The organism is Methyloversatilis sp. XJ19-13 (assembly GCF_024580155.1).
Taxonomy (GTDB): domain Bacteria; phylum Pseudomonadota; class Gammaproteobacteria; order Burkholderiales; family Rhodocyclaceae; genus Methyloversatilis.
Genome location: NZ_JANINH010000031.1, coordinates 1 through 15709, shown reverse-complemented (window position 1 = coordinate 15709; position 15709 = coordinate 1). Strand labels below are relative to the sequence as shown.

The 15709-nt window shown below is 60.8% G+C and carries 12 protein-coding genes and 1 tRNA gene; all 13 read left to right on the top strand.

The genetic code is table 11. From position 1 onward, the window contains the following. Window positions 1–113: 113 nt before the first annotated feature. Window positions 114–189 (top strand) — tRNA-Trp (locus tag NMQ14_RS19270). A 55-nt stretch (window positions 190–244) separates the two neighbouring features. Beyond that, window positions 245–598, top strand: coding sequence for a preprotein translocase subunit SecE (gene secE / locus NMQ14_RS19265; RefSeq protein WP_069039289.1), 354 nt, complete (start codon window positions 245–247; stop codon window positions 596–598). Next, the gene (gene nusG / locus NMQ14_RS19260; RefSeq protein WP_069039290.1) at window positions 595–1128 is read left to right on the top strand and encodes a transcription termination/antitermination protein NusG; all 534 of its coding nucleotides are present in this window, start codon (window positions 595–597) and stop codon (window positions 1126–1128) included. Before secE ends, nusG begins: the two co-directional genes overlap by 4 nt. 181 nt (window positions 1129–1309) lie before the next feature. Then, the gene (gene rplK / locus NMQ14_RS19255; protein WP_257098471.1) at window positions 1310–1741 is read left to right on the top strand and encodes a 50S ribosomal protein L11; all 432 of its coding nucleotides are present in this window, start codon (window positions 1310–1312) and stop codon (window positions 1739–1741) included. A gap of 2 nt (window positions 1742–1743) precedes the next feature. Continuing rightward, window positions 1744–2436, top strand: a complete 693-nt coding sequence (gene rplA / locus NMQ14_RS19250) for a 50S ribosomal protein L1 (RefSeq protein ID WP_069039292.1) — start codon at window positions 1744–1746, stop codon at window positions 2434–2436. Between the two features lie 256 nt (window positions 2437–2692). After that, window positions 2693–3223, top strand: coding sequence for a 50S ribosomal protein L10 (rplJ, locus tag NMQ14_RS19245; RefSeq protein WP_257098470.1), 531 nt, complete (start codon window positions 2693–2695; stop codon window positions 3221–3223). Between the two features lie 79 nt (window positions 3224–3302). Then, on the top strand, window positions 3303–3680 hold the full coding sequence (gene rplL, locus NMQ14_RS19240; protein WP_257082510.1) for a 50S ribosomal protein L7/L12: 378 nt from the start codon (window positions 3303–3305) through the stop codon (window positions 3678–3680). Window positions 3681–3989: 309 nt separating this feature from the next. Beyond that, window positions 3990–8066 carry a DNA-directed RNA polymerase subunit beta gene (gene rpoB / locus NMQ14_RS19235; protein ID WP_257098469.1) on the top strand — a complete coding sequence of 1359 codons (4077 nt, stop codon included), beginning with the start codon at window positions 3990–3992 and terminating at the stop codon, window positions 8064–8066. A 59-nt stretch (window positions 8067–8125) separates the two neighbouring features. Continuing rightward, window positions 8126–12328: a DNA-directed RNA polymerase subunit beta' gene (rpoC, locus tag NMQ14_RS19230; RefSeq protein ID WP_257098468.1), complete on the top strand. Its 4203-nt coding sequence runs from the start codon at window positions 8126–8128 to the stop codon at window positions 12326–12328. Between the two features lie 191 nt (window positions 12329–12519). Further along, window positions 12520–12897, top strand: a complete 378-nt coding sequence (rpsL, locus tag NMQ14_RS19225) for a 30S ribosomal protein S12 (RefSeq protein ID WP_008061703.1) — start codon at window positions 12520–12522, stop codon at window positions 12895–12897. A gap of 59 nt (window positions 12898–12956) precedes the next feature. Next, on the top strand, window positions 12957–13427 hold the full coding sequence (gene rpsG, locus NMQ14_RS19220; protein ID WP_257098467.1) for a 30S ribosomal protein S7: 471 nt from the start codon (window positions 12957–12959) through the stop codon (window positions 13425–13427). Window positions 13428–13489: 62 nt separating this feature from the next. Next, window positions 13490–15583: an elongation factor G gene (fusA, locus tag NMQ14_RS19215; protein ID WP_069039298.1), complete on the top strand. Its 2094-nt coding sequence runs from the start codon at window positions 13490–13492 to the stop codon at window positions 15581–15583. Between the two features lie 23 nt (window positions 15584–15606). Next, on the top strand, window positions 15607–15709 hold a 103-nt coding region (locus NMQ14_RS19210; RefSeq protein WP_033456734.1), incomplete at its 3' end, for a GTP-binding protein.

The window sequence follows — 15709 nt, the reverse complement described above, 5'->3', positions numbered from 1 at the left end:
GCTTTGCGATTCGCGAAGGCGGTCGTACGGTGGGCGCGGGCGTGGTTGCCAAGATCATCGCTTAAGCAGGTTGATGTGCCCCGGCCTGCGTGAGCCGGCCGGGTTTGTTTTGCAGGGGCATAGCTCAATTGGCAGAGCGTCGGTCTCCAAAACCGAAGGTTGGGGGTTCGATTCCCTCTGCCCCTGCCATCCCGGTAATCAGGACGGGTAACTTTGCGGAGCGCCTGAGCGTTCCCGGACATTCATGACCGACCAGCTGAAGCTTGCGCTGGCCATTGCACTGCTGATTGCAGGGCTGGCCGGCTTCTATGTTTTCTCCGACCAGATCATGGCGGTGCGTGTGCTGTCCGTTGTGGGTGGCATCGCTGCTGGTATTGCCGTCGCCTGGTATACGGCACAGGGCCGCCGCTTCTTCGAATTTGCCAACGAGTCGGTGGCGGAAGCGAAAAAGGTTGCATGGCCGAGCCGCAAGGAAACAGTGCAGACGACAGCGATCGTGTTCGGCTTCGTATTCGTCATGGCCGTTTTCCTGTGGCTGACTGACAAGAGCTTCGAGTGGGTGTTGTACGACCTCATCCTGGGCTGGAAAAAATCATGAGCAAGCGTTGGTACGTCGTACATGCCTATTCCGGTTTCGAGAAATCGGTGCAGCGCGCGCTCGTCGAGCGGATCACCCGGGCGAGCATGCAGGACAAGTTCGGCCAGATCCTTGTTCCGGTTGAAGAGGTGGTTGAAATGCGTGGCGGCCAGAAGGCCGTGTCGGAGCGCAAATTCTTCCCGGGTTATGTTCTGGTCGAAATGGATATGGACGAGGATAGCTGGCACCTCGTGAAGAGCACACCGAAGGTCACGGGTTTCGTTGGCGGCAGTGCCAACAAGCCGACACCGATTTCCGAGAAGGAAGTCGAGAAGATCATGCAGCAGATGCAGGAAGGGGTTGAAAAGCCCCGTCCGAAGGTGCTGTTCGAAGTGGGCGAATTGGTTAGGGTCAAGGATGGCCCGTTCACCGATTTCAACGGATCGGTCGAGAGCGTCAATTACGACAAGAGTCGCCTGCATGTTTCGGTGACCATCTTCGGCCGTGCGACGCCGGTTGAGCTTGAGTTTGCACAGGTCGAGAAGGTTTGATCCCAGGCGCTTGGGTCGGGGTCAGGTCCAGCAATTGAGGCAGCGCCGTAAGGCGTTGTCTGGGTGCGCGGTGCAGCCTGAGGGCAGTGCCGCGCAATTGTTTCCGGTGTTGTCACCGGTAGAGGAGTGACAGGCGGTCCGGTGACCGCACGTCACGCTATCACTCACATCAGGAGTCATCATGGCGAAGAAAATCGTCGGCTATGTAAAGCTGCAAGTGCCGGCCGGGAAGGCGAATCCGTCGCCCCCGATCGGTCCCGCGCTGGGTCAGCGCGGTTTGAACATCATGGAGTTCTGCAAGTCGTTCAATGCGCAGACCCAGGGCATGGAACCGGGCCTGCCGATTCCGGTGGTCATCACCGCCTACGCGGACAAGTCATTCACCTTCGTGATGAAGTCGCCCCCGGCGACCATTCTCATCAAGAAGGCTGCCGGCATCACCAAGGGTTCGCCCAAGCCGCACACCGACAAGGTGGGCAAGGTGACCCGCGCGCAGCTTGAAGAAATCGTCAAGGTGAAAAACAAGGATCTGACTGCGGGTGATCTTGACGCTGCAGTGCGCACGATCGCCGGTTCGGCCCGCAGCATGGGCATTACGGTGGAGGGGCTGTAATCATGGCGAAACTGTCCAAACGCGTTCAGGCGCTGCGCGCCAAGATCGATCGCAACCGCAGCTACCCGTTGGCCGATGCGCTCGCGCTGGTCAAGGAAACCGCGAACGCCAAGTTCGATGAATCGGTCGATCTGGCCGTGAATCTGGGCATCGACGCGAAGAAGTCGGACCAGTTGGTCCGTGGCTCGGTCGTGCTGCCGGCAGGTACCGGCAAGTCGGTACGCGTCGCCGTGTTCGCCCAAGGTGCGAAGGCTGACGAAGCCCGTGCCGCCGGTGCGGATGTTGTCGGCTTCGACGATCTGGCAGCCCAGGTCAAGGAAGGCAACCTGAATTTCGACGTCGCGATCGCGACGCCGGACGCGATGCGTGTCGTCGGTGCGCTGGGCCAGATCCTCGGCCCGCGAGGCCTGATGCCGAATCCGAAGGTTGGCACCGTGACCATGGATGTCGCCACTGCGGTCAAGAACGCGAAGGCCGGTCAGGTGCAGTACCGGACCGACAAAGGTGGCATCGTGCAATGTACCGTTGGCCGCGCGTCCTTCACGCCGGAGCAGCTCACCACCAACATCAAGGCACTGATCGAAGCGCTGAACAAGGCGCGTCCGGCTGCGGCCAAGGGCGTGTATCTGCGCAAGGTGTCGGTCACGTCGACGATGGGTGTCGGTATCCGCGTCGATCAGGCGTCGGTGCAGTAAGCATTTGTGCCCGGCTCGCCGGGCACGCAACAGAACTTTGGGCTGCCATCGCCCGTATGGGGTGGCAGGTTGTCAAAGACCGCAGGTGCCCGTTCGGGCGTAATGGAGCCAACACTCCGCCTGCGCAGATGGCGTTACCCGACACAGGATGGATGGTGTCCTTACGGACAGTTTCTTCTCCTGATACGGTCGCCGCAGGTGGTTCGTCAGGTGGGCAGCGATGTGTGCCTGACGACCGTAATCATGGGAGTAGACCTTGGGACTCAATCTCGATCAGAAGAAGGAAGTCGTCGCCGGTGTGGCCGCTGAAGTTGCGGGCGCGCAGGTGATCGTGATCGCCGAGAACCGCGGTCTGGAAGTGGGCGATGTCACGCGTTTGCGTGCCCAGGCCCGAGCACAGGGTGTCTACCTGCGCGTTCTGAAGAACACGCTGGCACGTCGCGCTGTTGAGGGAACCCCTTTCGAGGGGCTGGCGAAGGACATGACCGGACCGCTGATGTATGGCATGTCCGCCGATCCGGTATCGGCGGCAAAGGTCCTGCAGGAATTCGTCAAGGGCAATGACAAGCTGGTCATCAAGGGCGGCGCACTGGCCAATCACGTCATGGACGCCGCAGGCGTCAAGGCGCTGGCCACCATGCCGAGCCGCGATGAACTGCTCGCAACACTTCTGGGCACGATGCAGGCGCCGATCGCAAAGTTTGTGCAGACCCTCAACGAGGTGCCGGGCAAGTTCGTCCGTACCCTCGCGGCGGTGCGCGACGAACGCGAAAAGCAGTCTGCCTGAGTTCGGGCTTCACGAACGACTACATCACCATCCCGCGCCGCTGGAATTCATCCCGGCGCTTGAATCAGGAGTTTTTTAAATGTCGATTAGCAAAGAGCAGGTCCTGGAAGCTGTTGCCGCAATGTCGGTTCTCGAACTGTCGCAACTGATCAAGGATATGGAAGAGAAGTTCGGCGTCTCCGCCGCCGCCTCGGTTTCCGTTGCTGCAGCTCCGGCAGCTGCTGCCGCGCCGGCCGCTGAAGAGCAGACCGAATTCACCGTCATGCTGCTGGCCGCTGGCGAGAAGAAGGTTGAAGTCATCAAGGTCGTTCGCGCCGTAACCGGCTTGGGCCTGAAGGAAGCCAAGGACCTCGTGGATGGCGCGCCGAAGGCGGTGAAGGAAGCCATTTCGAAGGCTGACGCAGAAGCCCTGAAGAAGCAGCTGGACGACGCAGGCGCCAAGGTCGAAATCAAGTAATTCCGACCTGATCGGCGGGAGTGCGTGCCTTCGGGCCGTACTCCCGTCGCCGTTTGGGGATACCAGGAAAGCACGTGCGCGAACGTGCTTTCCTTGTCTTCCGAAGCGATCACGGAAGACCGTTTCCGGTCGAACGAAAGTCCCGCCTCGGGTGCTCATGCCCGCGCTTTCGTTGTCAGCCCAGGGGTTGGTAGAGGCCAACCGCCGGTGACGATGTCCTGATTGCAATCCGTGGTGAAACGCGGACGGCGCGCCGGGTGGCGCACGCTCCGTTTTCCCCGGCCATCGCACTCTATGCCCGGAGATTTCATGGCCTATACCTACACCGAGAAGAAGCGCATCCGCAAAAGCTTTGCCAAGCGCGATGCGGTACTCGACGTGCCGTTCCTGCTGGCGACCCAGCTGGAGTCCTACACCCAGTTCCTGCAGGCCGAGATTCCCGCCGAATCCCGTCGCAACCAGGGCCTGCAGGCTGCTTTCACGTCGATCTTCCCGATCAGTTCGCATTCCGGCAATGCGCGCCTCGAGTTCGTGCATTTCATGCTTGGCGAACCCGCATTCGACGTCAAGGAATGCCATCAACGCGGCCTGACTTTCGCGAGCCCGCTGCGCGCGCGCGTGCGCCTGGTCATCATGGACCGTGAAGCGCCGAAGGAAACCATCAAGGAAGTGAAGGAACAGGAAGTGTACATGGGCGAAATTCCGCTCATGACGACTACCGGTTCCTTCGTCATCAACGGCACCGAGCGCGTCATCGTCAGCCAGCTGCATCGTTCGCCGGGCGTGTTCTTCGAGCATGATCGCGGCAAGACCCACAGCTCGGGCAAGCTGCTGTTCTCGGCCCGTATCATTCCTTACCGCGGCTCTTGGCTCGACTTCGAATTCGATCCGAAGGACTACCTCTACTTCCGCGTCGACCGTCGTCGCAAGATGCCGGTGACGATCCTGTTGAAGGCGATCGGCATGACGCCGACGCAGATCCTGTCGACGTTCTTCGAATTCGACGCCTTCGACCTGGCCGCCAAGGGCGGCATCCAGATGAAGCTGGTGCCGGAACGCCTGCGCGGTGAAGTTGCGAAGTTCGACATCATCGACGGTTCAGGCAAAGTCGTTGTGGCGAAGGACAAGCGCATCACCGCGAAGCACATACGCGAACTCGCAGAGTCGGGCACCGAAGCCATCGTGGTGCCGGAAGACTTCCTCGTCGGACGCGTATTCTCGAGCGCCGTGGTCGATCCGGAAACCGGCGAAGTGCTGGCGAACGTGAATGACGAGATCACCGAAGAGCTGCTTGCCAAGCTGAGCGTGGCAGGCGTCGGCGAGATTTCGACGCTGTACGTGAATGACCTGGACCGCGGTCCGTACATTTCGCAGACGCTGCGCACCGACGAAACCGCTGATCAATGGCAGGCGCGCGTCGCCATCTACCGCATGATGCGACCGGGTGAGCCGCCGACGGAAGATGCCGTGGAAACATTGTTTCACGGCCTGTTCTATTCGGAAGAGCGCTACGACCTTTCGGCCGTAGGGCGGATGAAGTTCAACCGTCGCGTCGGTCGCGATGCAATCGAAGGCGCGGCCACGCTGTCCAACGAGGACATCGTCGACGTCATCCGCATCCTGGTCGATCTGCGCAACGGCAAGGGCGAAATAGACGACATCGACCACCTCGGCAATCGCCGCGTGCGTTCGGTCGGCGAACTGGCGGAGAACCAGTTCCGCGCAGGTCTGGTGCGCGTAGAGCGCGCCGTCAAGGAGCGGCTGTCGCAGGCCGAGTCGGACAACTTGATGCCGCACGATCTGATCAACGCCAAGCCGATCAGCGCAGCGATCAAGGAGTTCTTCGGTTCCAGCCAGCTGTCGCAGTTCATGGACCAGACGAACCCGCTGTCGGAAATCACGCACAAGCGTCGCGTGTCCGCGCTGGGCCCGGGCGGTCTGACGCGCGAGCGTGCCGGCTTCGAGGTACGCGACGTGCATCCGACCCACTATGGTCGCGTGTGCCCGATCGAAACACCGGAAGGCCCGAACATCGGCCTGATCAATTCGCTCGCGCTGTATGCCCGCACCAACAAGTACGGCTTCCTCGAAACGCCGTATCGCCGTGTCGATGGCAGCCACGTCACCGAACAGATCGATTTCCTGTCGGCGATCGAAGAAGGCAAGTATGTGATCGCACAGGCGAACGCGTCACTGGACAAGAACGGCGGTCTGTCGGATGAACTGGTGTCCTGCCGTCACAAGGGCGAGTTCATGCTGTCGACGCCGGATCAGGTGCAGTACATGGACATCGCGCCAGGTCAGATCGTGTCGGTCGCCGCCTCGCTGATTCCGTTCCTCGAGCATGACGACGCGAACCGCGCATTGATGGGTGCGAACATGCAGCGTCAGGCCGTGCCCTGCCTGCGTCCGGAAAAGGCCTTCGTCGGCACCGGCATCGAACGCACGGTTGCGGTCGACTCGGGTACCGCAGTGCAGGCACTGCGCGGTGGCGTGGTCGACTACGTCGACGCGAACCGCATCGTGGTGCGCGTCAATGACGACGAAACGGTGCCGGGCGAAGTCGGCGTCGACATCTACAACCTGGTGAAGTACACGCGTTCGAACCAGAACACGAACATCAACCAGCGACCGGTGGTCAAGAGCGGCGACATCATCGCCAAGGGCGACGTCGTGGCCGACGGTGCCTCGACGGACCTTGGCGAACTGGCGCTCGGCCAGAACATGCTGGTCGCCTTCATGCCGTGGAACGGCTACAACTTCGAAGATTCGATCCTGATTTCGGAACGCGTTGTCGCCGAAGATCGCTTCACGTCGATCCACATCGAAGAACTGACAGTCGTCGCACGCGACACCAAGCTGGGCCCGGAAGAAATCACGCGCGACATCGCGTCGCTCGGCGAAGCCCAGCTCGGCCGTCTCGACGAATCGGGCATCGTGTATATCGGCGCTGAAGTCGAAGCCGGTGACGTGCTGGTCGGCAAGGTGACGCCGAAGGGCGAAACCCAGCTGACACCGGAAGAGAAGCTGCTGCGCGCGATCTTCGGCGAAAAGGCTTCGGACGTGAAGGACACCTCGTTGCGCGTGCCCTCGGGCATGAACGGCACGGTGATCGACGTGCAGGTGTTCACCCGCGAAGGCATCGAGCGCGACAAGCGTGCTCAGTCCATCGTCGATGACATGCTGCGAAGCTACCGTCAGGATCTGGGCGACCAGATGCGCATCGTCGAACGCGACACCTTTGCCCGTATCGAACGTCTGCTGGCGGGTCGTGTCGCCAACGGCGGTCCGAAGCGTCTGGCTAAGGGCACGACGATCACCCGCGAGTACCTTGATGGCGTCGAGCCGCACAACTGGTTCGACATCCGCATGGCGGACGAAGAGATCGCAGCGCAACTGGAGAGCCTGCGCGAGTCGCTGGAAAAGACCCGCACCGACTTCGATGTCGCGTTCGAACTGAAGAAGAAGAAGCTGACCCAGGGCGACGAGCTGCCGCCGGGCGTGCAGAAGATGGTCAAGGTTTATCTGGCCGTGAAGCGCCGCCTGCAGCCGGGCGACAAGATGGCCGGCCGTCACGGCAACAAGGGTGTGGTGTCCAAGATCACGCCGCTCGAAGACATGCCGCACATGGAAGACGGCACGCCGGTCGATATCGTGCTCAATCCGCTCGGCGTGCCGTCGCGGATGAACATCGGCCAGATCCTCGAAACCCACCTTGGCATGGCTGCGCGCGGCCTCGGCAAGAAGATCGATGGCATGCTGCGTCGTCAGGCCAATCTCGCCGAGTTGCGTGGTTTCATGGACGAGATCTACAACAGCAGTGGCAAGCCGGAAGAGATCACCTCGCTGACCGACGACGAAGTGCTCGAGCTGGCGAGCAACCTGAAGCACGGAGTTCCGTTCGCGACGCCGGTCTTCGACGGCGCACACGAGTCGGAAATCCGTCGCATGCTGGAACTCGCCGACATGCCGTCCGGCGGCCAGATGACGCTGTACGACGGACGCACCGGCGAAGCCTTCGAGCGTCAGGTGACGGTCGGCTACATGCATGTGCTGAAGCTGCATCACCTGGTTGACGACAAGATGCACGCCCGGTCGACCGGCCCGTACTCCCTGGTCACCCAGCAGCCGCTGGGCGGCAAGGCGCAGTTCGGTGGTCAGCGCTTCGGTGAAATGGAAGTGTGGGCACTGGAAGCGTACGGCGCGTCCTACACGCTGCAGGAAATGCTCACCGTCAAGTCCGACGACGTCACGGGTCGTACGAAGGTGTACGAGAACATCGTCAAGGGCGAGCACAAGATCGATGCCGGCATGCCGGAGTCGTTCAACGTGCTGGTGAAGGAAATCCGGTCGCTGGCCATCGACATTGATTTGGAGCGGTTCTAGGACAGGGCGCGAAAGCCAACCCCGCCTAGCCCCTAGCCACTAGCCCCAAAGGAGTTGCCATGAAAGCATTGCTGGATCTGTTCAAGCAGGTCACCCAGGAAGAAGAGTTCGACGCGATCACCATCGGTCTCGCGTCGCCGGACAAGATCCGTTCCTGGTCCTACGGCGAAGTCAAGAAGCCGGAAACCATCAACTACCGCACCTTCAAGCCGGAGCGCGATGGTCTGTTCTGCGCCAAGATCTTCGGCCCGGTGAAGGACTACGAGTGCCTGTGCGGCAAGTACAAGCGCCTGAAGCACCGCGGTGTCATCTGCGAAAAGTGCGGCGTCGAAGTCACGTTGTCGAAGGTGCGTCGCGAGCGCATGGGCCACATCGAGCTGGCCAGCCCGACCGCGCACATCTGGTTCCTGAAGTCGCTGCCATCGCGTCTGGGCATGGTGCTCGACATGACGTTGCGCGACATCGAACGCGTGCTGTACTTCGAAGGCTTCGTTGTCGTCGATCCCGGAATGACGCCGCTGGCCCGCGGCCAGTTGCTGTCGGAAGACGACTACCTGGCGAAGGTCGAGGAGTACGGCGACGACTTCACCGCGTTCATGGGTGCCGAAGGCGTGCGCGGCATGCTGCGTTCGCTCGACCTGAACCGCGAAGTGGAAAAGCTGCGCGGCGAACTGGAAGCCACCAGTTCCGAAGCGAAGATGAAGAAGATTTCCAAGCGCCTGAAGATTCTCGAGGGCTTCCAGCACTCGGGCATCAAGCCGGAATGGATGATTCTGGAAGTGCTGCCGGTTCTGCCGCCGGACCTGCGTCCGCTGGTGCCGCTGGACGGTGGCCGCTTCGCGACATCCGACCTGAATGACCTGTACCGCCGCGTCATCAACCGCAACAACCGCCTGAAGCGCCTGCTCGAACTGAAGGCGCCGGAAATCATCGTGCGCAACGAAAAGCGCATGCTGCAGGAAGCGGTGGATTCGCTGCTCGACAACGGCCGTCGCGGCAAGGCAATGACTGGTGCCAACAAGCGCCCGTTGAAGTCGCTGGCCGACATGATCAAGGGCAAGGGCGGTCGTTTCCGTCAGAACCTGCTGGGCAAGCGCGTCGACTACTCGGGGCGTTCGGTCATCGTGGTGGGCCCTCAACTCAAGCTGCATCAGTGCGGCCTGCCGAAGAAGATGGCGCTCGAACTGTTCAAGCCCTTCATCTTCAACAAGCTTGAACTGAATGGCATGGCGACCACGATCAAGGCCGCCAAGAAGCTGGTTGAGCAGGAAGTGCCGGAAGTGTGGGACATCCTAGAAGAGGTGATCCGCGAACATCCGGTCATGCTGAACCGTGCGCCGACACTGCACCGCCTCGGCATCCAGGCGTTCGAGCCGATGCTGATCGAAGGCAAGGCCATCCAGCTGCACCCGCTGGTCTGCGTGGCATTCAACGCCGACTTCGACGGTGACCAGATGGCCGTGCACGTGCCGCTGTCGCTGGAAGCGCAGATGGAAGCGCGCACGCTGATGCTGGCGTCGAACAACGTGCTGTCGCCGGCCAATGGCGAGCCGATCATCGTGCCGTCGCAGGACATCGTGCTCGGCCTGTACTACGCCACCCGTTCGAAGATCAACGGCAAGGGCGAAGGCATGATGTTCGCCAACGTGAATGAAATGCGCCGCGCCTACGACAACGGCTTCGTCGAACTGCACTCCAGGATTTCGGTGCGTATCCGCGAAGTCGAAGTGATCGACGACGAGAAGCGCGACAAGGTGACGCGCTACGAAACGACGGTCGGCCGCGCCATGCTGTCGGAAATCCTGCCGCCGGGCCTGCCATTTACGGTGCTCGACAAGGCGCTGAAGAAGAAGGAAATCTCGCGTCTGGTCAACAACAGCTTCCGTCGCTGCGGCCTTCGCGAAACGGTCATCTTCGCCGACAAGCTGATGCAGGCCGGTTTCGCACTCGCGACCCGCGCCGGCATTTCGATCGCGGTGAAGGACATGCTGGTGCCGGATGCCAAGCACACCCTGATCAGCGCGGCCGAAGCCGAGGTGAAGGAAATCGCCCAGCAATACACGTCCGGTCTGGTGACCGACGGCGAGCGCTACAACAAGGTGGTGGACATCTGGGGTCGCGCCGGTGACCAGGTCGCCAAGGCCATGATGGACCAGCTCGGCCAGGAAGACACCGTCGATCGCGACGGCAACGCGGTCAAGCAGGAGTCGTTCAACTCCATCTACATGATGGCCGACTCCGGTGCGCGCGGTTCCGCCGCCCAGATTCGTCAGCTTGCCGGCATGCGCGGATTGATGGCAAAGCCGGACGGTTCGATCATCGAAACGCCGATCACGACCAACTTCCGCGAAGGTCTGAACGTTCTGCAGTACTTCATTTCGACGCACGGCGCCCGCAAGGGTCTGGCCGACACTGCGTTGAAGACGGCGAATTCCGGTTACCTGACGCGTCGCCTGGTCGACGTGACGCAGGATCTGGTGGTGACCGAGGACGATTGCGGTACCAGCGAAGGCTTCGTTATGAAGGCGTTGGTCGAAGGCGGTGAAGTGATCGAGCCGCTGCGTGATCGCATCCTCGGCCGAACGACAGCGGCCGACGTGGTGAATCCGGAGACGCAGGCCACGGTGATCTACGCTGGCGAACTGCTGGACGAAGACAAGTGCGACCTGATCGATTCGCTCGGTGTGGATGAAGTCAAGGTCCGCACCCCGCTGACCTGCGAAACCCGGTACGGCCTGTGCGCAAAGTGCTACGGCCGCGATCTGGGCCGCGGGCAGCTGGTGAATACCGGCGAGGCGGTCGGCGTGATCGCTGCGCAGTCCATCGGCGAGCCGGGTACGCAGCTCACTATGCGTACCTTCCACGTCGGCGGTGCGGCATCACGGGCCGCCGCGGCAAGTGGCGTCGAGGCAAAGAGCTCCGGCGTGATCCGCTTTACGCTGAACATGCGTTACGTCACCAGTGCGAAGAACGAGAAAATCGTCATCGCGCGCAGTGCCGAAGTCATCATCACCGATGATCACGGCCGCGAGCGCGAGCGTCACAAGGTACCGTACGGTGCCACACTGCAGGTCGACGAAGGCCAGGCCATCAAGGCTGGTACCGCGCTCGCCAGCTGGGATCCACACACCCGTCCGATCATCACCGAGTACTCGGGCGTGGTCCGCTTCGAGCACGTCGAGGAAGGCGTGACCGTAGCCAAACAGGTGGACGACGTGACCGGCCTGACCACGCTGGTCGTGATCGATCCGAAGCGTCGCAGCACGACGACCAAGGGGTTGCGCCCGCAGGTCAAGCTGCTGACCGAAACCGGTGAGGAGGTGAAGGTTGCCGGTACAGAAACCCCGGTGTCGATCACCTTCCAGGTGGGGTGCATCATCACCGTGAAGGATGGTCAGACTGTCAGCGTTGGTGACGTGCTTGCGCGCATCCCGCAGGAATCGGCGAAAACGCGCGACATCACGGGCGGCTTGCCGCGCGTGGCGGAACTGTTCGAAGCGCGTTCGCCGAAGGACGCCGGCCTCCTTGCCGAAGTCACTGGTACGGTTTCGTTCGGCAAGGACACCAAAGGCAAGCAGCGTCTGGTCATCACCGAACCGGACGGCACAGTGAACGAGTTCCTGATACCGAAGGACAAGCACGTCACAGTGCACGACGGCCAGGTGGTGAACAAGGGTGAAGTGATCGTCGACGGTGCAGTAGAGCCGCACGACATCCTGCGTCTGAAGGGCGTCGAGGAACTGGCGCGCTACATCATCGACGAAGTGCAGGACGTGTATCGACTGCAGGGCGTGAAGATCAACGACAAGCACATCGAGGTCATCGTCCGCCAGATGCTTCGTCGCGTTGTAATCGTTGACTCCGGCGATTCGAAGTTCATCCGCGAGGAACAGGTGGAGCGTTCAGAAGTGCTTGACGAGAACGATCGCCTGGTCTCCGAGGGCAAGCGTCCGTGTGAGTACCAGTACATGCTGCTCGGCATCACGAAGGCCTCGTTGTCTACCGATTCGTTCATCTCCGCGGCGTCCTTCCAGGAAACGACGCGCGTGCTGACCGAGGCGGCGATCATGGGCAAGCGCGACGAGTTGCGTGGCCTCAAGGAAAACGTGATCGTCGGACGACTGATTCCGGCCGGTACCGGTCTGGCTTATCACCGCACCCGTCGCGGCCAGACACGCGGCGACGATGCGGCTGCGGCGGATCGCGTGCTGTTCGGCGACGATCCGATACCGGTAGAAGCGGAAACCGGCGAAGCCCAGTAGCCACGCAGCAACCCGTGGGAGGGTCAACCACCAGCGGCAAAGGGCTGCTGGTGGTTGACCCGTCCTGTTAAGTATGCCTATAATCCGGCCTCTTTGTGGGTCCGCCAACCGTAGCGGGCCCGGGGCGAACGAGTCACGGAGGCGGGCCGACCGTAAAAGGCGTCGCCTCCGGTCTTTTGGAATCTCGAAAAATGCCAACCATTAATCAGCTTGTTCGCAAGCCGCGCACGTCGCCGGTAAGCAAATCAAAAGTGCCGGCCCTTGAGGCTTGCCCGCAAAAGCGCGGCGTTTGCACGCGTGTCTACACCACAACTCCGAAAAAGCCGAATTCGGCGCTGCGCAAGGTTGCGAAAGTGCGTCTGACCAACGGTTTCGAGGTGATCTCGTACATCGGTGGTGAAGGGCACAATCTTCAGGAGCACTCGGTCGTGCTGATCCGTGGCGGTCGCGTCAAGGATCTCCCGGGTGTGCGCTATCACATCGTTCGCGGGTCGCTTGATCTGCAGGGTGTGAAGGATCGCAAGCAGTCGCGCTCCAAGTACGGCGCGAAGCGTCCGAAAAAGGCCTGACCGGTTTTTGTCAGCGCGTGCTCATTGCAGTGTAATAGCAAGAAGTTAAGGGTTTAAACATGCCACGTCGTCGTGAAGTACCCAAGAGAGACATTCTGCCCGATCCGAAATTCGGTAGCGTCGAACTCTCCAAGTTCGTCAATGTGCTGATGTCGGCCGGCAAGAAGTCGGTCGCCGAGCGTATTGTTTATGGGGCTTTCGAGCAGATCAAGTCCAAGAGCGGGAAGGATCCGCTTGAGGTCTTTGCTCAGGCCATCAGCAACGTGAAGCCGGTCGTCGAGGTCAAGAGCCGTCGCGTCGGCGGTGCCAACTACCAGGTGCCGGTTGAGGTGCGCCCGTCGCGCCGCATGGCGCTGTCGATGCGCTGGTTGCGTGAAGCCGCTCGCAAGCGCTCGGAGAAGTCCATGGGGCTGCGCCTCGCTGCTGAGTTGCTTGAGGCGTCCGAAGGCCGCGGTGCTGCGATGAAGAAGCGCGACGAGGTGCATCGGATGGCGGATGCCAACAAGGCTTTCTCGCACTTCCGTTTCTGAGTCATCCCGCTTAATCGAATGGCCGCCACTTGTGGCGGCCTCTTGTTTCAAAGGACTGTATCGTGGCACGCAAGACACCGATCGAGCGCTACCGGAATATCGGCATTTCCGCTCACATCGACGCCGGCAAGACGACGACCACCGAGCGCATTCTTTTCTATACGGGCGTGAATCACAAGCTCGGCGAAGTGCATGACGGTGCTGCCACGACGGACTGGATGGAGCAGGAGCAGGAGCGTGGCATCACGATCACGTCCGCCGCCGTTACCACGTTCTGGAAGGGCATGGCGGGTGACTACCCCGAGCATCGCATCAACATCATCGACACGCCGGGTCACGTGGATTTCACAATTGAAGTCGAGCGTTCGATGCGTGTGCTGGATGGCGCGTGCATGGTTTATTGCGCCGTGGGTGGTGTGCAACCCCAGTCGGAAACCGTCTGGCGTCAGGCCAACAAGTACGGCGTACCGCGTCTAGCCTTCGTCAACAAGATGGACCGCACGGGTGCGAACTTCTTCAAGGTTTATGAACAGTTGAAGACTCGTCTGCACGCCAATCCGGTGCCGGTTGTTGTGCCGATTGGTGCAGAAGAAGGCTTCAAGGGCGTTGTCGACCTGATCAAGATGAAGGCGATCCTGTGGGATGAGGCCTCTCAGGGCATCAAGTTCTCCTATGAAGAGATTCCTGCCGAACTTGCGGACGTGTGCAGCGAATGGCGCGAGAAGATGGTCGAGGCGGCAGCGGAATCCAGCGAAGAGTTGATGAACCGCTACCTTGAAAACGGCGACCTCGACGAGAAGGACATCATTCTCGGGCTGCGGACCCGTACCATCGCAGGTGAAATTCATCCGATGTTGTGTGGCACCGCATTCAAGAACAAGGGTGTGCAGCGAATGCTGGATGCCGTGATCGATTTTCTCCCTTCGCCGGTGGATATTCCCCCAGTCCAGGGTTTGGATGACGACGACAAGCCGGTCGAGCGCCGCGCCGCAGACGACGAAAAGTTTTCGGCGCTGGCTTTCAAGCTGATGTCGGACAAGTACGTTGGTCAGCTCACGTTCATTCGCGTCTATTCGGGTGTGCTGAAATCGGGTGACACGGTGTACAACCCGATAAAGGGCAAGAAGGACCGCATCGGTCGTCTGGTGCAAATGCACGCCAACGATCGTCAGGAAATCGAGGAAGTGCGCGCCGGCGACATCGCGGCTGCGATCGGCCTCTCGTCGGTGACCACCGGTGAGACGCTGTGTGATCCGGACAATGCCGTGACGCTCGAGCGCATGGAATTTCCGGAGCCGGTGATTCACGTTGCTGTCGAGCCGAAGACGAAAGGCGATCAGGAAAAGATGGGCTTGGCGTTGTCGCGTCTTGCGCAGGAAGACCCTTCATTCCGCGTGCGTACCGATGAGGAATCCGGTCAGACCGTGATCTCGGGCATGGGTGAGCTGCATCTCGAAATCATTGTCGATCGAATGAAGCGTGAATTCGGTGTTGAGGCCAACGTTGGTGCGCCTCAGGTCGCCTACCGCGAAGCCGTGCGCAAGTCGGTCGAGCAGGAAGGGAAGTTCGTCAAGCAGTCGGGCGGTCGCGGCCAATACGGGCACGTCTGGATCAAGCTTGAGCCGAATGAAGCGGGCAAGGGTTACGAGTTCGTCGATGCAATCAAGGGTGGTACCGTGCCGCGCGAATTCATTCCTGCAGTCGACAAGGGTCTGCGCGAAACGCTGCCGAACGGCGTGCTTGCAGGTTTCCCCGTTGTTGATGTCAAGGTCACGCTGTTCGACGGCTCTTACCACGACGTCGATTCGAACGAAAACGCTTTCAAGATGGCCGCATCGATGGCTTTCAAGGACGCGATGCGCAAGGCGAGTCCCGTATTGCTCGAACCGATGATGGCAGTCGAGGTGGAAACACCGGAAGACTACATGGGTAACGTGATGGGTGACCTGTCGGGTCGTCGCGGCATCGTTCAGGGCATGGAAGATCTGCCCGGTGGCATCAAGGCCATCAAGGCCGAAGTGCCGCTCGCTGCGATGTTTGGTTATTCCACGACTTTGCGTTCTTTGAGCCAGGGGCGTGCAACCTACTCGATGGAATTCAAGCATTACGCCGAAGCGCCGAAGAACGTCGCCGAAGCGATCATCAACAAGAAGTGAGTTTTGGGATTTAGGGGCTAGACATGGCAAAGGGAAAGTTTGAGCGTACCAAGCCGCACGTGAACGTGGGGACGATTGGGCACGTTGATCATGGCAAGACGACGCTGACGGCGGCGATCACGACGA